Below are 18088 nucleotides of genomic sequence, written 5' to 3' on the forward strand. Positions count from 1 at the left end.
TCAGGACGCGTCGGCGGACTCGGCGATCGCCTTGATCCGCTCGAGGGTCTGCCGCATGCCGCGCTCGTTGGTGCGCCCGCGCGCCCAGCCCAGCAGCGTCCAGTAGAGCTTCGACCAGGCCTGGGTCTCCAGGGCGAAGGACTCGGTGACCTCGGTCCCGCCGGGGACCGCCTTGAGCCGGTAGCGCCAGTGGTTGACGTCGCGGTCGCCGACGACGACGGTGAAGCCGAAGTCCTCCAGCGGCACGCACTGGTCGACCCGGCACTTCGTCCAGTAGACGGGTCCGACGCCGTTCCGCTTCACGTGCCCCTTGAAGTAGGCCCCCACCGCGGGGCCGGTGGCACCGCCGCTCCACCGCGCCTCGAAGGTCTCCGGGGAGAACTCCCCGATCCGGGTCACGTCGCTGACGAGGTCCCAGACGACCTCGGGCGGGGCGGCCATAGTCACGGTCACGGATCCACGCATGCCGGGAAACCTAGCAGCGATCAGGCCCGGTTCACCGGGGCCGCCAGCGCTTCCAGATGGCGGTCACCTCGGCGCGCGGCTTGCCGTCCCACTCCAGACGGACCGCGGCGGTCATCTCGGCCTCGCTGGCCGCGGTGACCTCCGCGACCAGCCCGACCTCCTCGGCGAGCGGGGCCGGGCGCAGGTAGCGCACGTCGAGGCCCGCGGTCACGTACGGCAGCGCCGCACCCGGGAGCGGCGGCCACCCGCGCCGGAACGCCTCGTGCGTGACGGCCGCGGCGCTGTGGCAGTCGAGCAGGGTCGCGATGATCCCGCCGTTCAGGTAGCCGAGCCCGTTGTCGTGCTCCGGCCAGGGCAGGAACCGGGCCCGCACCAGACCGTCCTCCGCCACGTGGCTACGCAACCGCAGGCCGCGCTCGTTGGCGGGCCCGCAGCCGAAGCACGGGAGATCGGGGAAGTACTGCTCCTGGAGGCTGAGGTCGGTCATGTCCCCATCATCACGCGAGGCAGGGACGTGATCTCGAGCGGGCACCTCAGGCTGCGTCGAGCACGCTCGCGATCAGCTCCATCAGCTCGCTCATCGGCGCACCCTTGACCACGTAGCGGTCCGCGCCGGCGGCCAGCGCCTCCTGCTCGAGGGTCCCCTGGTTGAAGCCGGAGAGCACGATCACCCGGACGTCGGGCACCGCGTCGCGGATCAGCGGCAACGCCTGCAGGCCGTCCATCCGCGGCATCGCCATGTCCAGCAGAACGAGGTGCGGCTGGAGCTCCCGGGCCTGGTCGACCGCGTCGACCCCGTCGACCGCCTCCCCCACGACGTCGTACGACGACTGCGCGCTGAGCTTCATCCGCAGCAGCATCCGGATGTCCTCGGCGTCGTCGACGATGAGGATCCGGTGGGCGGGGGCCGGAGGACCCGAGGGCTCCTCCTCGGGGAGGACCGTGCGCGCCGGCCCGATCGCCGTCGCCGTGCTGCGAACCAGGTCGCCGGGGCGGAGGTTCTGCCCGCTCGGTTCCAGGAGGTCGTCCATCATGTCGCGCGCGGCACCGAGGGTCCGGGACAGGTAGGAGTGCGCCGAGGGGCCGTCGTCCTGGTCGAGGGCGTACAGCGCCGAGGTGAGTCCCTGGACGACGTTGTCGTTGATCTCCAGCGCCTGCCGGCGGCGCTGGTGGACCTCGCCGAGGCGTTCCGCCATCGCCTCGCGCTCGAGGCGGGGGGCGGCGTCGCTGAGGAAGACGGCCGTCCGGGGCTCGCCGTCGTCCTGGCTGAGCCCGGTCCGGACGACGTCCAGGACCAGATCCTCACCGTCCAGCCGGACCGCGGGCACCGCCTGCCCGGTCTCGTGGCCACCGGGGAGGATCTCGCCGACGTGGCGCCCGGTCGGGTCGGCGCCCAGGAGCTCCGCCGCGCGCGGGTTGCCGAGCAGGACGCGGCCCTCGGCGCCGAAGACCAGGATGGCCTGCGGCGCGGACTCGACCAGCCCGCGGAACTGCCCGTCGACCCGTTCGCGCTCGCGCTCCGCGAGGACCCGCTCGGTGATGTCGATGCAGGTTCCGCGCATCCGGACCGGGGTTCCCTGGGCGTCCATGATCACCTCGCCGTTGGAGGACAGGTAGCGGGTCTCGCCGTCGGGCCGGACGATCCGCTCGATCATCTGGTACGGCTCACCGGTCGCGTAGGCCTGCTGGTGCAAGGCCTGGATCCGCTCCCGGTCGTCGGGGTGGATGGCGGACAGGAACCGCTCGTAGCTCGCGTTGAACGACTGCGGCTCGTGCCCGTAGATCCGGTAGAGCTGGTCGCTCCACCGGTTGGTGTCGGTCGGGATGTGCCAGTCGTAGTCGCCCATCGAGGCGAGGTGCTGGGCGTTGTCGACGCGCTGGCTGAGGTCGGCCAGCTCCCGGGCCGTCTCCAGCCGGACGGTCGCGGCCGTGAACGTGTCCAGCGCGGCCTCGAGCACGGGATCGGTGTCCGGGGCGTGCTCGGTCCAGGCGACCAGCAGGGTGCCGCACCGGCCGGCCAGCGGCTGTGCCAGGACCCGGGTGACGCCGAGCGCGGACCAGGAGGCCGGGACGGGCACGTCGCCACCCGGAACCTCGACGGGTTCCGGCGGCAGGGCCGTGCCGTCGCTGTAGGCGACGACCGGTCCCTCGGTCGTGCGCGCGACGACCTGGGCCGTGCTCGCGCCGGCCAGTGACCGGAGCGCCGGCAGCACGCCGGCGTACAACGACCCGATGTCCTGGGCGAGCGCCGCCTCGCGTACGACGTCGACCAGCAGCACGTTCCCGACGATCTCCGTCATCCGACCGCTCCCTCGATCTCTTCCGGACAGGCCTGCACCCGCGTCCCGGGACCTGCGCCGGGGCTCCCCTCCCCCGCGTTCTCGCATCGTATGCCCGGACCTGCCGGGTTCGTGGCGTCTCCGCTAGACCGGTCCGTACCCGTGTGCCCGGGGCCTACGCTGGCCCGCATGAGCGAGCCCGCAGCCGTCGTCCGGCAGTTCCTGACCCTCCTGGAGGACGGCCGGGCCGACGCCGCGGCCGACCTGCTCGACCCTGCGGTGGAGTGGCGCAACACGTCGATGCCGACGTTCCGGGGCAAGAAGGTGGCCGGGATGCTGCGCGACATGGAGCGCCGCGGGATCGGCTTCGAGGCGCGGTTGCACCACCTGGCCGCGGACGGGCCGGTCGTGCTCACCGAGCGCACCGATTACCTGCGCTACGGACGCTGGGAGTCGGCGTTCTGGGTGTGCGGCACCTTCGAGGTCCGCGACGGCCGGATCGCGCTGTGGGACGACCACTTCTCGATGGGAAACGTCGTCGCTGCCTCGCTGAAGGGCCTCCTGCGCCTGGTACGACGCTGACCGTCACCGCCAGCGGTCGAGCCACTCCGCGGAGACGTTGGCGAGCATCATCTGCCAGATCGGTCCGAAGCTGATCCGTCCGGCTCCGGCGCGGGCGTACATCGCCAGGTCGCCGTCGACCGGGTTGGCGATCGCGTTGACCGGGAGCGGCAGGGCAGCGCAGATCCGGGCGAGCGTCGGCCCGTCGTGGAAACCGACCGGGTAGAGCGAGCTCGCGCCGGCGTCGGCGCAGGCCCGCATCCGCGCGATCGCGAGGTCGACCCGCTCCTCGTCGGCACCGAGCTTGTTCTTGAAGGTGTCGGTACGCGCGTTGATGACGAACGGGACGCCGGCCGCGTCCGCCGCGGCACGCAGCTCGCCGATGAGCGCGGCGTGCTCCTCCGAGCTGCGCATCCGGCCGCCCTCACCGTGCACGGTGTCCTCGATGTTGAGCCCGACCGCGCCGGCGCCGAGGAGACCGTCGATCAGTGCCGACGCGCCCAGCCCGTACCCGGACTCGACGTCCACCGACACCGGGATCGAGACCGCCCGGGTGATCTGCGCGACCCGATCGGTCACCTCGGCGAACGACATCCCCTCGCCGTCGGGGCGCCCGAGCGAGCTCGCCAACGGGTGGCTGCCGATCGTGACGCCGCCGAAGCCGGCGGCCTCGGCCACCTGCGCCGACCAGGCGTCCCAGGCGGTCGGCAGGACGCCCGGGTCGCCGGGGACGTGCAGGGCGAGCAGGCGCTCGGCGAGGGTGCGCAGCTCGGCGGTCTCGGTCATCGGGTCTCCTCCGGTCGGCTCGTACGGAATCAGGGCTGCAGCAGGACCTTGATCGCCCGGCGCTCGTCCATCGCCCGGTAGCCCTCGGCGACCTCGCTGAGCGGCAGCACCGAGTCGAAGACAAGTCCGGGGTTCACCGTTCCGGAGGTGACCAGGTCGAGCAGCTCGGGCAGGTAGCGGCGCACCGGGGCGATGCCGCCGGCGAGGCCGATGTTCTCGGCGAACATCTTGCGGACCGGGAGCTCCACGCCGTGCGGCACGCCGACGAAGCCGACCATCGAACCCGGCCGGGCGCTGCTGAAGGCCGTCCGCATCGCGTCGTTGGTGCCGACGCACTCCAGCACCGCGTCGGCGCCGACGCCGTCGGTGATCTCCTTGACCGCGGTCACGCCCTCCTTGCCGCGCTCGGCGACGACGTGGGTGGCCCCGAAGGCGCGGGCGATCTCCTGCCGGGGCTCGTGGCGCGACATCGCGACGACCTTCTCGGCGCCCATCTGGACCGCGGCCAGGACGGCGCAGAGGCCGACCGCGCCGTCGCCGACGACGACGACCGTGTCGCCCTTCTTGACCCCGGCGGCGACCGCGCAGTGCCAGCCGGTGGGGAACACGTCGGAGAGGGTCAGCAGCGACGGGATCATCGAGGCGTCCGGCATGCCGTCGGTCTTGATCAGGCTCCCCTCGGCCTGCTGGACCAGGCCGTACTCGCCCTGCCCGCCGGTGGTGAAACCGCTGTTCACGCAGGCCGAGTGGGCGCCGTTGCGGCAGCGCGAGCAGGTGTTGTCGCAGGTGCAGAACGGGACGACGACGAAGTCGCCGGGCGCGAACGAAGTGACCTCCGCGCCGACCTCCTCGATGACGCCGACCATCTCGTGGCCGATGGTGTCGCCCGGGGTGATGGGGTTCTCGCCGCGGTACGGCCACAGGTCGGAGCCGCAGATGCAGCCGGCGGTGATCTTGATGATCGCGTCCGTCGGCGCGGTGATCACCGGGTCGGGGCGCTCTTCGAGGCGGATGTCACGGGCAGCATGGATGGTCGTCACGCGCATGTCCCCGATCTTCCACCAGGCGCGCCTGATTGGCTTCATCTCATATCTGAGATAACGTCGCTGCCCGTGACCACCGACTACCTGAGCCAGATCGGGACGCTCATCCGCAGCGCCCGTCAGCACCGCGGCTGGACGCAGCAGCAGCTCGCCGACGCGCTCAGCACCAGCCAGAGCGCGGTCAACCGGATCGAGCGCGGCCACCAGAACGTCTCCCTGGAGATGCTCGCCCGGATCGGCGAGGCGCTCGACGAGCAGCTGGTCAGCATCGGCAGCGGGCCGACCCACCTGCGGGTCACCGGGCCGACGACGCTCTCGGGCAGCATCGACGTGAAGACCTCCAAGAACGCCGGCGTCGCCCTGCTCTGCGCCGCTCTCCTCAACCGCGGCCGCACGACGCTGCGCAAAGTCGCCCGGATCGAGGAGGTCAACCGCCTCCTCGAGGTGCTCGACAGCATCGGCGTGCGCACCCGGTGGCTCAACGACGACAACGACCTCGAGATCATCGGCCCCGACGAGCTCGACCTGGCCGGGATCAACGCCGAGGCCGCTCGTCGTACGCGGTCGATCATCATGTTCCTCGGTCCGCTGATGCACCGCAGCACCGACTTCGAGCTCCCGTACGCCGGCGGCTGCGACCTCGGCACCCGGACCGTCGAGCCGCACCTGACCGCCCTGCGCCCGTTCGGGCTGGAGGTCAAGGCGACCGAGGGCAGCTACCACGCGACCGTCGCCGAGCGGGTCTCCCCCCGCCGGCCGATCGTCCTCACCGAGCGCGGGGACACCGTCACCGAGAACGCCCTGATGGCGGCTGCGCTGCACGACGGCACYACCGTGATCCGCAACGCGAGCCCGAACTACATGGTCCAGGACCTGTGCTTCTTCCTCGTCGAGCTCGGTGTCCGCATCGAGGGCATCGGGACGACCACGCTGACGGTGACCGGCTGCAGCAGCATCGACGTCGACGTCGAGTACTCCCCCAGCGAGGACCCGATCGAGGCGATGTCGCTGCTCGCCGCCGCGATCGTCACCGGGTCCGAGATCACCATCCGGCGCGCCCCGATCGAGTTCCTCGAGATCGAGCTGGCGCTGCTGGAGGAGATGGGCTTCCGCTACCAGCGCTCGGAGGAGTACACCGCAGCGAACGGCCAGACCCGGCTGGTGGACATCACCACCGAGATATCGGTGCTGCACTCCCCGATCGACAAGATCCACCCGATGCCGTTCCCCGGGCTGAACATCGACAACCTGCCGTTCTTCGCGGTGATCGCCGCGGTCGCGCAGGGCAAGACCCTGCTGCACGACTGGGTCTACGAGAACCGGGCGATCTACCTGACCGAGCTCACCAAGCTCGGCGGCCGGGTCACCCTCCTCGACCCGCACCGGGTGATGATCGAGGGCCCGACGCACTGGTCCGGCGCCGAGATCGTCTGCCCGCCGGCCCTGCGCCCGGCCGTGGTGATCCTGCTCGCGATGCTCGCGTCCAAGGGCACCTCGGTGCTGCGCTCGGTCTACGTGATCAACCGCGGCTACGAGGATCTCGCCGAGCGGCTCAACGAGCTCGGCGCCCGCATCGAGACGTTCAGCGACCTGCGCTGAGCCCCCGGCCGGCTCAGGCCTTGAAGAGCGCCTCGACGAAGGCGCGGGACCGCTCCCGGGCGACGGGCGCCTCGGTCATGTCCGCGGTGATCCGCGGCAGGGTCGCGGTGTTGGTGGACTGGTGGGCGTGCCAGTCGTTCTCCGCCTCGATCAGCGCACCGAGGTCGGCACGCGCCAGGAACACGCCGGCGCAGTCCGAGCAGCGTCGTACGGTCACGTGCCCGTAGGCGGCCGCGTCCATCGAACCGCCGCACTGGGGACAGGTCATCTCATCCACGTCTGCGACGGTACTCCTCCCGGTCGGCGACCTGAGTAGCAACCCGGATGCCGGTGTGCTCGTGTCGGGGCATTCTGGGCGCGGAGCGGTGTTTACTGCTCCTGGGAGCGAGGGGCGGGGTCGATGGACACACCGGTGACGGGATACGCGTACCTGGACGCGGTACGGGAGGGCGGCAGCCGCACCGTGCTCGGGATGGCGCACCGCGGCGGTGCCGAGCACCCCGAGCTGGTCGGGCTGGAGAACACCGCGCACGCCTTCCGGCACGCCTACGCGCTCGGCTACCGGTACTTCGAGACAGACGTCCACCTCACCCGCGACGGCGTGCTGGTCGCGCTCCACGACGGGGTGCTGGACCGTGTCGCCGACAGCCCCGGCGCGGTCGCGGAGATGACGGCGGCCGAGGTCGCCGAGGTCCTGGTCGGCGGCGCGCACGCCGTCCCGCTGCTGGCCGACCTGCTCGCCGAGTTCCCCGACTGCCGGTTCAACATCGACCTGAAGGCGCGCGGCACCGCCGCGCCGCTGGCCGACCTGCTCCGCCGGACCGGAGCCGAGGACCGGGTCCTGGTGGGGTCCTTCTCCCGTGCCGAGCTCGGCCGGTTCCGGCGCACCACCGCGGGCCGGGTGCCGACGTCGGCCCACCCGCTCGAGGTGGTCGCGTTCGTGCTCAGCCCGTCCGCCCGGCTGGCCCGGCTGCTGACCCGGGACCAGGTCCGCGCCCTCCAGGTCCCCGTGCGCCGCGGTCCGCTGCCGGTCGTCACCCGGTCGCTCGTGCGCCGCGCGCACGCCGTCGGCGTCCACGTCCACCCGTGGACGGTCGACGACCCGGACGAGATGGTGCGGCTGGTCGACCTCGGCGTCGACGGGATCTTCACCGACCGCACCGACACGTTGAAGGAAGTCCTCGTCAGCCGGGGACTGTGGAGGGAGTACGCATGAGCGACACACCGGCCGCCGCGATCGCGGACCTGGCGCCGCTCGACCGGCTCCGCCAGCAGAAGGCCTGGAACTGGTACGACTGGGCGAACTCGGCCTTCTACACGACCGTGCTGTCGGTGATGTTCGCGCCGTACATGATCACGGTGGCCGGCGAGGCGGCCGGCTGCGCCGATCCCGACGAGACCTGCGACAAGACCGTCAACGTGCTCGGGCTGCACCTCGCCGCCGGCGCGCTGCCGAGCTACCTGATCAGCTTCGCGACCATCTCCAGCGTGCTGGTCCTGCCGGTGGTCGGCGCGTTCGTCGACCGGTCGCCGTACAAGAAGAGGTACATGGCCGGGTTCGCCTGGGCCGGTGCCGCCGTCGGGTCGCAGCTGTTCTTCCTGCGCGGTGAGCAGTGGCAGCTCGGCGCGATCTCCGTGGTCGTCGCCAGCATCCTGGCCGGCTGCTCGCTGGTGGCGTACTACGCGATCCTGGTCGACATCTCCACCGAGGACGAGCGCGACCGGGCCTCCTCGCGCGGCTGGGCCTGGGGCTACCTCGGCGGCGGCGTCCTGCTCGCCCTCAACCTGGTGCTGTTCCTCGGCCACGACACGTTCGGGCTCTCCAAGGGCATGTCCGTGCGGCTCTCGTTGCTCTCGGCCTCCGTCTGGTGGGCGGCGTTCACGATCATCCCGTTCGTGAAGCTGCACGACTACGCGCCGCGCTCGGTGCTGCCGGAGACCGGCAACATCTGGAAGCGCAGCTTCGGCCAGCTCGTCGTCACGCTCAAGGACCTGCCGAACTACCCCATGACGCTGACGTTCCTGCTCGCGTACATCTTCTACAACGACGGCATCCAGACGGTGATCTACGCGGCCTCGACGTACGGCGAGAAGCAGCTCGGGTTCGGCACCTCGGTGCTGATCGGCACGATCCTGCTCATCCAGTTCGTCGCCTTCGGCGGTGCGCTCTTCTTCGGCCGGCTGGCCGCGAGGTACGGCGCCTACCGGTCGATCCTGGGCGGCACCTTCGCCTGGATGGGGGTCGTGGTCGCCGCGCTGCTCCTGCCGGAGAAGAACGTCGCGCTGTTCCTGCTGGTGGCGGTCGCCATCGGGATCGTGCTGGGCGGCACCCAGGCGCTGTCGCGGTCGTTCTACAGCCTGCTGATCCCCCGGGGCCGGGAGGGCGAGTACTTCGCGCTCTACAACGCCGCCGAGCGCGGCACCTCCTGGTTCGGCACGCTCCTGTTCGGCATCATGTTCCAGGCCACCGGCTCCTACCGGCCCGCGATCCTGGCGCTGATCGTCTTCTTCGTCCTCGGCGCCTACTTCCTGCTCCGGCTCGACCCCGAGCGCGGGATCCGCGAGGCCGGGAACCGGCTGCCGGCGGTCGTGTGAGCCTGCTCTCCCGGGGTGCACCGGGGAATCTTGGGAGGTCCCCGTACGTTTGAAGGGTGTCAGACGTCGCCTGGGTGATCCCCGGCGCCCGAGATCGGTCGATCAGCGTCACGTTCGGCTTGCCCGATCGTCTCGGAAGGTAGTACGCATGAGGGGTGGCCACGACCTGGCCGCCCACAGATCCTGGAGGAACCCATGGGAGACCGCACTCTGCGAGGCGCACGCCTCGGCGGACAGAGCTTCGAGGACGAGCGGGGCATCGAGTTCGCCGCCCGTCAGCAGGTCGGCTACCAGTGCAAGCGGGGCCACCAGTTCGAGATCACCATGTCGGTGGAGGCGGACGTCCCTGCCACGTGGGAGTGCCCGCGCTGTGGCGAGGAGGCGTTGAGCGTCGACGGCATCCTGCCGGAGGCCAAGGTCGAGAAGCCGGCCCGTACGCACTGGGACATGCTGCTCGAGCGTCGCTCGATCAGCGAGCTCGAGGACATCCTGACCGAACGGCTGGAGCTGCTCCGCGGCGGGGAGATCGGCCCGGCGCACCTGCACCGGCCGGCCGGCCGCAAGAAGAAGGCCAACGCCTGAGCCACGACCTACGGGTCGATCACTTCGCCCTGGACCACATCGCCTGGTCCGGGGCGTCGTGCTTTTCCGGTGCTGCTTCCGGGGCCGCTTCCGGTGCTGCTTCCGGGGCCCGCGGCCCCGCCGTAGGTTGTGGTGGCGAACGTCGCGCCCGTCAGCCGGCGGGAGATGAACCCGGCCAGCAGGATCCGGCCGATCGGCCGGGTGAACGGCAGGATCGCGAGCAGCCCGAAGATGTCGGTGACGAAGCCCGGGCTGATCATCAGGGTGCCGCCGATCACGATCAGCACTCCGTCGGCCAGCTCCTTCGCCGGCATCCGCCCTTCGGTGAGCGCGATCCGCAGCGCGTCCCAGGCCCGGGTGCCCTCGCGCTTGAGGAGCCAGGAACCGAAGATGCTGTCCGCGACCAGCAGCGCGATCGTCCACCACGGCCCGATGGCCTGGCCGACCTGGATGATGAAGTAGATCTCGATGATCGGGATCAGGATGAAGGCGAGCAGCACCAGTCCCCACGGGAACCGGCGGCGCGCACGAGCGTTCATGCGACCACGCTAACGGTCACGCCCAACTGCTGGCGCCGCTCGACCTCCCCGCAGCTGCGCCCTCCGCTCGGCGAGCCCCCAGCGGGTGATCCGCGCCAGGGATTCGCGCGCCACCTCCGGGGTCATCTTCGAGTCGCCGCGGACGCGTTCGACGAACTCGATCGGCACCTCGGTGACCCGCATCCCGGCGCGGAGCGTGCGGTAGGCGAGCTCGACCTGGAAGACGTAGCCGAGCGCCTGGATGCTCTCCAGCCCGATCGCCTCGAGCGTGCTGCGCCGGAAGATCCGGAAGCCCGCGGTCGCGTCCTTGACCCGGATGCCGAGCAGCAGGCGGGTGTAGAGGTTGCCGCCGCGCGACAGCAGCACCCGCGGCCACGGCCAGTTCACGACGCTGCCGCCGGGGATCCAGCGCGAGCCGATCACGAGGTCGGCGTCCGCCGTCGCGGCGAGCAGCCGGGGCAGCTCCTCGGGCTGGTGGGAGCCGTCGGCGTCCATCTCGCCGATCAGGTCGTAGCCGGCGTCGAGGGCGACCCGGAAGCCGTGGATGTAGGCCGCGCCGAGGCCCTCCTTGGTCCCGCGGTGCAGCACGGAAACCTGCGGATCGGCCGCCGCGAGCTCGTCGGCGATCGTGCCGGTCCCGTCGGGCGAGGAGTCGTCGACGACCAGGATGTCGACGTCGGGAGCGGCGGTGCGGACCCGGGCCACCACGTCGGAGAGGTTCTGCGCCTCGTTGTAGGTCGGGATGACCATGACCGTCCTCGTCACCCGAACAACCTAGGGCATCGGACGGGGCGCGCGCTGAACGGGCGCTGAACGGGCGCTGAACGGGCGCTGGGCAGGCGGCGGGGGGAGGGACRCAACCTTCGGACCGCCCGCACGATGACTGGGTGTCACCGGGCGGCCGTTGTCTACTGGCTGCGCTCTCCCCCCGTGTTCTCCCGTCAGGCGCACGCGCCCACGACTCGCCGGAAGGTTCTGCCCACACCGCGGCGGCCGGTGAGGCTTCAACTTCATGTCGGGGGCTCGCAGGCCGAACGTTCTGCCTGGAGGAACGAGCCAACAAAACCGATCCGGCGGCGTCCTGTCAACCATGCGTTGACCTGCGTGGACGGAACGAAACCGCAGGTCAGCGGAGTGGAGTCGGCACCAACATTCGGTGAAAGAAAAATTGGCTTCGCGGCGTGTCGCAGTGGACACGCCGGGCGCTTGAACTCTGTTCAACCAGAGGTCAGATCGGGACGACGCAGACGCCGGTCGCCCGGGTCGCCACCAGCGGTTCGTCGAGCAGCCGCGCGGCCGACGCGGAGACCTCCGGCTCGCCCCGCGCGACCACGGTCGCGGCGAACGCGATCTCCCGCGAGCGGGTCCCGACCCGGACCAGCTCGGCGGTCACCTCGAGCACGTCTCCGGCCCGGACCGGCGCCAGGAACTGCACGTCCGAGTACGACGCGAACAGGCCCTCGTCGCCGTCGCTGGTGATGCAGAGCTCGGTCGCCGCGTCGCCGAACAGGCCCAGGCTGTACGCGCCGTCGACGAGGTTGCCGGCGTAGTGCGCGTGCGAGAAGGGCACGTAGCGCCGGTGGGTGATCCGCAGTCCGGGCTCGCAGGCCGGGGTTCGGGTCATGATGCTGCCGCCTTCTGGTCGATGAGCCGGTGGACGAGGAAGCTGGCGACCTCCCCGGGGGTGGTGCCCTTGCCGAAGACGCGGTCGACGCCGAGCTCGCCGGCCGTCGACTCGTCGAAACGTGGCCCGCCGACCACCAGCAGCGGCCGGCGTGCGGGTGGGAACGCCTCCCGGAACGCGGCCGACATCTCGCGGGTGTTGAGCAGGTGGGCGTCACGCTGGGTGACGACCTGGGAGACCAGGACCGCGTCGGCCTTCTCCGCGACGGCGCGGGCGACCAGGTCGGGGACCGAGACCTGGGCACCGAGGTTCACCACCCGGAGCTCCCGGTAGTACTCCAGGCCCTTCTCCCCCGCGAACCCCTTGATGTTGAGGATCGCGTCGATCCCGACGGTGTGGGCATCGGTGCCGATGCAGGCACCGATCACGACCAGGCGGCGGCGCATCCCGGCCTTCACGGTCGCGTTCACCTCCTTGGGCGTGAGCAGCGGGTAGTCGCGCTCGACGACCTCGACCGCGTCCACGTCGACGAGGTGCCGGACCGGGCCGTAGACGACGAAGAAGGTGAAGTCGGGGCCCATCGGCTTGGCGTGGACGACGAGCGCGGGTTCGATCCCCATCTTCCGGGCCAGCTGGGCGGCCGCTCCCTCGGCGACCTTGGAGTGCGGCACGGGCAGGGTGAACGACACCTGGACCATGCCGTCGCCGGTGGTGTCGCCGTACGGGCGGATCAGGCTCATCCGGTGCCCTCCTCGAGGAGCTCGCTGGCGGGGTTGTAGTACGCCGCCGACTTCTTCGCCACGCCGTCCAGACCGCGGCCGGCGTCGGCCGGGCGCTTCATCAGGCCGAAGGTCCCGTCCGCGATCGCGTCCAGCAGGCCACCCTGGTGCGCCTTGATCTGCTCAAGCAGGTCGATGCTCTCGCCGAGCACCTGGTGCGCCCGCTCCACGATCACCCCGCCCGGAGCCGGGCGGAAGTCCTCGTGCAACCGACCAGCGGCTTCCATGACGTAGCGGACGTTCTGGAGCGCCAGGTCCCGGTCGGAGAGCCACGGGGTCACGACGGCCTCGGTCATCATGCCGACCAGCAGGATCCCCTGCCCGGTGAGTGCGCCCGCCAGGTTGAAGAAGCCGTCGAGCAGGTAGCCGCGGAAGACGTCCCCGGTCATGTGCCGGGTCGGGGGCATCCACTTCAGCGGCGCGTCGGGGAAGAGCTCGCGGGCCAGCAGCGCGTGCGCGAGCTCGAGCCGGAAGGAGTCCGGGACGGCGGGATCGATCTCGAACGCGTGCCCGAGTCCGAGCTGCCAGTCCTCGAGCCCCGCCTCCTTGGCGAAGTACTCGTTGAGCAGCTGGCTCGTGGTCACCGTGTGCGCGGCCTCGACGGCGTCCGCGGTGGTCAGGTAGTTGTCCTCGCCGGTGTTGATCACGATGCCCGCGCGCGCGTGCACCTGGCGGCTGAACCGCTGGTCCACGAAGGTGCGGACCGGGTTGATGTCGCGGAAGAGGATCCCGTACATCGAGTCGTTGAGCATCATGTCCAGGCGCTCCATCCCGGCGAGCGCGGCGATCTCGGGCATGCAGAGCCCGGAGGCGTAGTTCGTGAGCCGGACGTACCGGCCGAGCTCGCGGCTGGTCTCGTCGAGAGCCGCGCGCATCAGCCGGAAGTTCTCCTGGGTGGCGTAGGTGCCGGCGTAGCCCTCGCGGGTGGCACCCTCCGGGACGTAGTCGAGCAGCGACTGGCCGGTGGACCGGATCACCGCGATCACGTCGGCGCCCTCGCGCGCGGCCGCCTGCGCCTGCGGGATGTCCTCGTAGATGTCCCCCGTCGCCACGATCAGGTAGATCCACGGCTGCCGGGGCGCGTCGCCGATCCGGCTGATCAACCGCTCGCGCTCGCGGCGGCGCTGGTCGATCCGCTTGATCCCGGAGCCGACCTGCTTGCGCGCCGCCGTGCGCGCCCGGGCGGCGTCGCGCCCCTCCGGCAACCGGAACCGGATCGACCCGGCCGCGGCCTTCTGCGCCAGCGTGAGCAGGTCGTCCGCCTCACCGCGGACCAGCGCGTCCCAGATCGGCAGCGCGATGCCGTGCTCCAGGCCGATACCGGCACGGACCGCGTCGGCGACCCGGTTGACCCAGGGCGTGCCCTCGGCGTCGGCGCCGGCGAGTCCGGCCAGCCGGAGGGTGGCGCGCTCGACCGACACGGTGGTGTGCTGCTGGGCCAGCCGGACGATCGGGCGACCGACCTGGCGGGCCAGCGTCCGCGCCTGCCGGACCGTAGCCCGGTCGAGGTCCAGCTTCGAGGCCGCGCGGGGACTCATCCGAGCCGCCGCTCGAAGAGGCCGCGGACGCCCGCGTCGGTGCGGACCAGGCCGACCGCGTACTCGGCGTGACCGGGCACGTAGCCGTTGCCGATCAGCATGGTGACGTCGGCCGCGATGCCCTCGGCGCCGAGCGCGGCCGCGCTGAACGAGGTGGCCATCGAGAAGAAGATGACGGTGCCGCCGGGGGCGGTGGCGAGGACCGCTCCCTGCTCGCACCCGGGGACGTCGACGCAGACGACGGTCACGTCCGCCAGGTCCCCGGTGGAGACCACCGCGTCGCGCAGGGCGAGCGGGTCCCGGGCGTCGGCCAGGACGACGTCGTCGGCGAGGGCCGCGTCGCGGAGCAGGTCGGCCTCCGCGCTGTTCGGGACGACCCCGACGACCCGGCGCGCACCCGCCCGGCGGGCGGCGGCGAGGCTCAGCGATCCTGACTTCCCGGCTCCGCCGACGACGGCGACGACCGGGGCGTCGTACTCGGCGACGACGCGGCGGGTCAGCGCGGGCGCGCCGCAGACGTCCATCACGGCCAGTCCCAGGTCGGCGGGCAGGTCCTCGGGAAGCCGGGCGGCGATGCTGCGGCCGAAGAGGACGGCGTACCCGTCTGCGGGCACCTGCTCGGAGCGCCCGTCCCAGCCGGCCAGGCCGTCCTCGAGGACCAGCGGGGTCAGGGTCAGCGAGACGAGCGTGGCGACCCGGTCCCCCGGCACCAGGCCGAGCGGCGACTCCGGGCCGACCTCCTCGACGGTGCCGATCAGCATCCCGCCGGAGCCGGTGACCGGGTTCTGCATCTTGCCGCGCGCCGCGACGATCTCGAGGACCTCGGCGCGGACGGCGTCGCCGTCGCCGTCGTGCTTCTCGGCCAGCTGGCGGAACGAGGCCGCATCCAGGTTGAGCCGCTCGACGCGGATGCGGACCTCGTCGGGCCAGAGCTCCCGACGCGTGTCCAGCCGAGCGGCCGCCTGGGGCAGCGCACCGGCAGGTTCCAGCACGCGGTGCGTGCCGACGGGATCACTCTCGATGACTACGCGGTTCACAGAAGACTTTCCCCTGAATCTCTCCTCCGACCGCAGGAATTCTTGTGTCGGATTGGATTTGTGCGGATATCTGCTCCTACTCTGGCACTGGTGGCCCGCGTCACACAAACGCCACGCGGTCCCGGGAGCAGGAGGAGACAGATGAGCATCGAGACGTCGATCGGCCTCGAGACGGGCCAGCCGTACCCCTACCAGCGAGTCGAGCTGGTCGAACCCGACTGGCGCCGGTTCCCGGGGTGGCGGGACGTGACCGACGCCGAGTGGCGCAGCTCCCAGTGGCAGCGGTCGCACTGCGTCAAGAACGTCCGCCAGCTCCGCGACCTGCTCGGCGACCTGGTCGACGAGCGCTTCTACGCCGACCTCGAGCGCGACCAGGCCGAGCGGGCGACGATGTCGATGCTGGTCCCGCCGCAGATGATGAGCACGATGGTGCCGCACGCCGCCGTGGCAGGCCCGGGCTCGCTGACCGACGCCTTCTACGCCGACCCGGTCCGGCACTACATGCTCCCGGTGTTCTCCGACCGGCGCACCGACTGGCCCTCGCACCCGCACGCCACCCGCGACTCGCTGCACGAGCACGACATGTGGGTCGCCGAGGGGCTCACCCACCGCTACCCGACCAAGGTGCTCGCCGAGCTGCTGCCCACCTGCCCGCAGTACTGCGGCCACTGCACCCGGATGGACCTGGTCGGCAACTCCACGCCCCAGGTCGACAAGCTCAAGTTCGTCGGCAAGCCGAACGACCGGCTCGGCTCGATGCTGGAGTACCTGCGCCGGTCCCCGCAGGTCCGGGACGTCGTCGTCTCCGGCGGCGACGTGGCCAACATGCCGATCGCCCGGCTGGAGGAGTTCCTCACCGCGCTGCTGGAGATCGAGAACATCCGTGACATCCGCCTGGCCACCAAGGCACTGATGGGCCTGCCGCAGCACTGGCTGCAGGACGACGTCCGCGCCGGCGTCGAGCGGGTGGCCACGCTGGCCCGGGCCCGCGGCGTCTCGCTGGCGATCCACACCCACGTCAACCACGCGAACTCGGTGACCCCGCTGGTCGCCGAGGCGTCCCGGGCGATGATGGAGGCGGGCGTCCGCGACGTCCGCAACCAGGGCGTCATCCTGAACGGCGTCAACGCCGACCCGCACGCCCTGCTCGACCTGTGCTTCCGGCTGCTCGACGGCGCCGGGATCATGCCTTACTACTTCTACATGTGCGACCTGATCCCGTTCGCCGAGCACTGGCGGATCTCGGTCGCCGACGCCCAGCGGCTGCAGCACCACATCATGGGCTACCTGCCCGGCTTCGCGACACCGCGGATCGTCTGCGACGTCCCGTTCGTCGGCAAGCGCTGGGTGCACCAGCTCGCCGGCTACGACACCGAGCGCGGCATCTCGGAGTGGACGAAGAACTACCGGACCTCGATCGAGGCGGCCGACCCCGACGCCCTGAACCGGACCTACCAGTACTACGACCCGATCCACACCCTGCCGGTGGCCGGCCAGGCCTGGTGGGCGCAGCACGCCGACCTCGACGAGTCCGCGCTGCGGGCCGCCGAGGTGGCCGAGGCGTCCCGGCGTACCGCGGCGCTGCAGTCCTACTGAGCGGCCTACTGAACGGCGCCGGCCGTCAGCGTCTGGACCAGCTTCGCGATCGGCGTCTCGAGGTTCCACCGCGCCGCAAGCGCGATCAGTGCGTCGGGATCGGCGGGGGTGGCCGGCAGGCGCAGGTCCCGCTCGCCGAGGTCGATGTCGCGCGTGACCAGGGTGACGTCGAGCGCGACGTCGAGGTAGTCCGCGGCGTCCAGGATCTTCCGGCGCGGCCCCGGAGCCAGCTCGGACGCGGGATCGAGCGCCGCCGCCCTGATCCCGGCGATGCTGTCGAAGCGCTGCAGCAGCGTCGCGGCGGTCTTCTCCCCCACGCCGGCGACACCCGGCAGCCCGTCGGAGGTGTCACCGCGCAGGCTGGCGAACTCGGCGTACTGGTCGGCGCGGACGGCGTACTTCTCCAGCACCACGTCCTCGGTGATCCGCTCGTGCCTGCCCACCCCGCGGCCGGTGTAGAGCACCCGGACGCCGGCCGCGTCGTCGACCAGCTGGAACAGGTCGCGGTCACCGGTGACCACCTCGACGGGCATCCCGGCTCCGGTGGCCAGCGTGCCGATGACGTCGTCGGCCTCGTAGCCGTCGGCGCCGATGATCGCGATCCCGAAGGCGTCGAGCACCTCGACGATCACCGGGATCTGCGCCTCCAGCGGGTCCGGCACCTCCTCGATGTCCGAACCGCCCGGGACGACCTGCTCGACCCGGTGCGCCTTGTACGACGGAATCAGGTCGACGCGCCACTGCGGCCGCCAGTCGTTGTCCCAGCAGCAGACCAGGTGCGTCGGCCGGTACTCGTCGACGAGCCGGTTGATGAACTCGAGCAGACCCCGCACGGCGTTGACCGGCGTGCCGTCCGGCGCGCGGACCGTGTCCGGGACGCCGTAGAAGGCGCGGAAGTAGAGCGAGGCGGTGTCCAGCAGCATCAGACGGTCGGGCCGGTCGGTCATGGCGACGACCCTAGCCGTCGGCGGGGACGGGAGCGCGGCAGGTCGGTCCGCTGCGGCACGCACGAGGGTGGTTCTTGCTCACCGGCTAACCTCAACACTGTGTTGACATCGACGTCTA

Annotated in this window: 19 protein-coding genes; 6 read left to right on the plus strand and 13 right to left on the minus strand. The window is 71.3% G+C overall.

What is annotated here, in order from left to right:
• Genes AB4Y76_RS10895 through AB4Y76_RS10905 form a run of 3 tightly spaced genes read right to left on the minus strand, consistent with a single transcriptional unit; the run spans position 1 to position 2765 of the window.
• Positions 1 to 465, minus strand: coding sequence for an SRPBCC family protein (locus AB4Y76_RS10895; protein ID WP_441925061.1), 465 nt, complete (start codon positions 463 to 465; stop codon positions 1 to 3).
• A gap of 31 nt (positions 466 to 496) precedes the next feature.
• Positions 497 to 952 carry a PaaI family thioesterase gene (locus tag AB4Y76_RS10900; protein ID WP_441925063.1) on the minus strand — a complete coding sequence of 152 codons (456 nt, stop codon included), beginning with the start codon at positions 950 to 952 and terminating at the stop codon, positions 497 to 499.
• A 46-nt stretch (positions 953 to 998) separates the two neighbouring features.
• Positions 999 to 2765, minus strand: coding sequence for a response regulator (locus tag AB4Y76_RS10905; RefSeq protein WP_441925065.1), 1767 nt, complete (start codon positions 2763 to 2765; stop codon positions 999 to 1001).
• 168 nt (positions 2766 to 2933) lie between these two features.
• Between AB4Y76_RS10905 and AB4Y76_RS10910 the strand changes: the two genes are divergently transcribed.
• Complete coding sequence (locus tag AB4Y76_RS10910; RefSeq protein ID WP_441925067.1) at positions 2934 to 3326, plus strand: limonene-1,2-epoxide hydrolase family protein; 393 nt, start codon at positions 2934 to 2936, stop codon at positions 3324 to 3326.
• 3 nt (positions 3327 to 3329) lie between these two features.
• Here the strand turns inward: AB4Y76_RS10910 and AB4Y76_RS10915 are convergent, their stop codons facing one another.
• Together AB4Y76_RS10915 and AB4Y76_RS10920 are read right to left on the minus strand one after the other, a co-directional pair.
• Positions 3330 to 4091, minus strand: a complete 762-nt coding sequence (locus AB4Y76_RS10915) for an isocitrate lyase/PEP mutase family protein (RefSeq protein ID WP_441925069.1) — start codon at positions 4089 to 4091, stop codon at positions 3330 to 3332.
• Between the two features lie 29 nt (positions 4092 to 4120).
• Positions 4121 to 5137 carry a zinc-dependent alcohol dehydrogenase family protein gene (locus AB4Y76_RS10920; RefSeq protein ID WP_441925071.1) on the minus strand — a complete coding sequence of 339 codons (1017 nt, stop codon included), beginning with the start codon at positions 5135 to 5137 and terminating at the stop codon, positions 4121 to 4123.
• 66 nt (positions 5138 to 5203) lie between these two features.
• On the opposite strand from AB4Y76_RS10920, the gene AB4Y76_RS10925 reads away from it, so the two are divergent.
• The gene (locus tag AB4Y76_RS10925; protein WP_441925073.1) at positions 5204 to 6733 is read left to right on the plus strand and encodes a helix-turn-helix domain-containing protein; all 1530 of its coding nucleotides are present in this window, start codon (positions 5204 to 5206) and stop codon (positions 6731 to 6733) included.
• 13 nt (positions 6734 to 6746) lie between these two features.
• Here the strand turns inward: AB4Y76_RS10925 and AB4Y76_RS10930 are convergent, their stop codons facing one another.
• Entirely contained in the window at positions 6747 to 7001 is a 255-nt protein-coding gene (locus tag AB4Y76_RS10930; protein WP_441925314.1) for a zf-TFIIB domain-containing protein, read from the minus strand.
• Between the two features lie 132 nt (positions 7002 to 7133).
• On the opposite strand from AB4Y76_RS10930, the gene AB4Y76_RS10935 reads away from it, so the two are divergent.
• The 3 genes from AB4Y76_RS10935 to AB4Y76_RS10945 all read left to right on the plus strand — a co-directional run bounded on the left by AB4Y76_RS10935 (position 7134) and on the right by AB4Y76_RS10945 (position 9910).
• Positions 7134 to 7949 carry a glycerophosphodiester phosphodiesterase gene (locus tag AB4Y76_RS10935; protein ID WP_441925075.1) on the plus strand — a complete coding sequence of 272 codons (816 nt, stop codon included), beginning with the start codon at positions 7134 to 7136 and terminating at the stop codon, positions 7947 to 7949.
• Positions 7946 to 9328, plus strand: a complete 1383-nt coding sequence (locus AB4Y76_RS10940; protein WP_441925077.1) for an MFS transporter — start codon at positions 7946 to 7948, stop codon at positions 9326 to 9328. Before AB4Y76_RS10935 ends, AB4Y76_RS10940 begins: the two co-directional genes overlap by 4 nt.
• A 195-nt stretch (positions 9329 to 9523) precedes the next feature.
• Positions 9524 to 9910, plus strand: a complete 387-nt coding sequence (locus AB4Y76_RS10945) for an RNA polymerase-binding protein RbpA (RefSeq protein ID WP_441925079.1) — start codon at positions 9524 to 9526, stop codon at positions 9908 to 9910.
• Between the two features lie 8 nt (positions 9911 to 9918).
• On the opposite strand, the gene AB4Y76_RS10950 is transcribed toward AB4Y76_RS10945, so the two are convergent.
• From AB4Y76_RS10950 to AB4Y76_RS10975, 6 genes are all read right to left on the minus strand, one after another.
• Complete coding sequence (locus AB4Y76_RS10950; RefSeq protein WP_441925081.1) at positions 9919 to 10449, minus strand: FxsA family protein; 531 nt, start codon at positions 10447 to 10449, stop codon at positions 9919 to 9921.
• Between the two features lie 9 nt (positions 10450 to 10458).
• Positions 10459 to 11214 (minus strand): polyprenol monophosphomannose synthase, encoded by a 756-nt coding sequence (locus tag AB4Y76_RS10955; RefSeq protein WP_441925082.1) that lies wholly within the window; start codon positions 11212 to 11214, stop codon positions 10459 to 10461.
• A gap of 463 nt (positions 11215 to 11677) precedes the next feature.
• Positions 11678 to 12073 (minus strand): hotdog domain-containing protein, encoded by a 396-nt coding sequence (locus tag AB4Y76_RS10960; RefSeq protein WP_441925084.1) that lies wholly within the window; start codon positions 12071 to 12073, stop codon positions 11678 to 11680.
• Complete coding sequence (locus AB4Y76_RS10965) at positions 12070 to 12813, minus strand: OAM dimerization domain-containing protein (protein WP_441925086.1); 744 nt, start codon at positions 12811 to 12813, stop codon at positions 12070 to 12072. The genes AB4Y76_RS10960 and AB4Y76_RS10965 overlap by 4 nt, the downstream gene beginning before the upstream one ends.
• A complete protein-coding gene (locus AB4Y76_RS10970; protein WP_441925088.1) occupies positions 12810 to 14390 on the minus strand; it encodes a lysine 5,6-aminomutase subunit alpha in 1581 nt (526 codons plus the stop codon). Before AB4Y76_RS10970 ends, AB4Y76_RS10965 begins: the two co-directional genes overlap by 4 nt.
• Positions 14387 to 15382: an L-erythro-3,5-diaminohexanoate dehydrogenase gene (locus AB4Y76_RS10975; RefSeq protein ID WP_441925090.1), complete on the minus strand. Its 996-nt coding sequence runs from the start codon at positions 15380 to 15382 to the stop codon at positions 14387 to 14389. Before AB4Y76_RS10975 ends, AB4Y76_RS10970 begins: the two co-directional genes overlap by 4 nt.
• Positions 15383 to 15568: 186 nt before the next feature.
• On the opposite strand from AB4Y76_RS10975, the gene AB4Y76_RS10980 reads away from it, so the two are divergent.
• Positions 15569 to 17023: a KamA family radical SAM protein gene (locus AB4Y76_RS10980; protein ID WP_441925092.1), complete on the plus strand. Its 1455-nt coding sequence runs from the start codon at positions 15569 to 15571 to the stop codon at positions 17021 to 17023.
• 5 nt (positions 17024 to 17028) lie between these two features.
• Here AB4Y76_RS10980 and AB4Y76_RS10985 read toward each other — a convergent pair whose 3' ends face one another.
• Positions 17029 to 17970: a 5'-3' exonuclease gene (locus tag AB4Y76_RS10985; RefSeq protein ID WP_441925094.1), complete on the minus strand. Its 942-nt coding sequence runs from the start codon at positions 17968 to 17970 to the stop codon at positions 17029 to 17031.
• Positions 17971 to 18088 lie beyond the last annotated feature (118 nt).

This window comes from Marmoricola sp. RAF53 (genome assembly GCF_052114005.1).
Lineage (GTDB): Bacteria > Actinomycetota > Actinomycetes > Propionibacteriales > Nocardioidaceae > Marmoricola.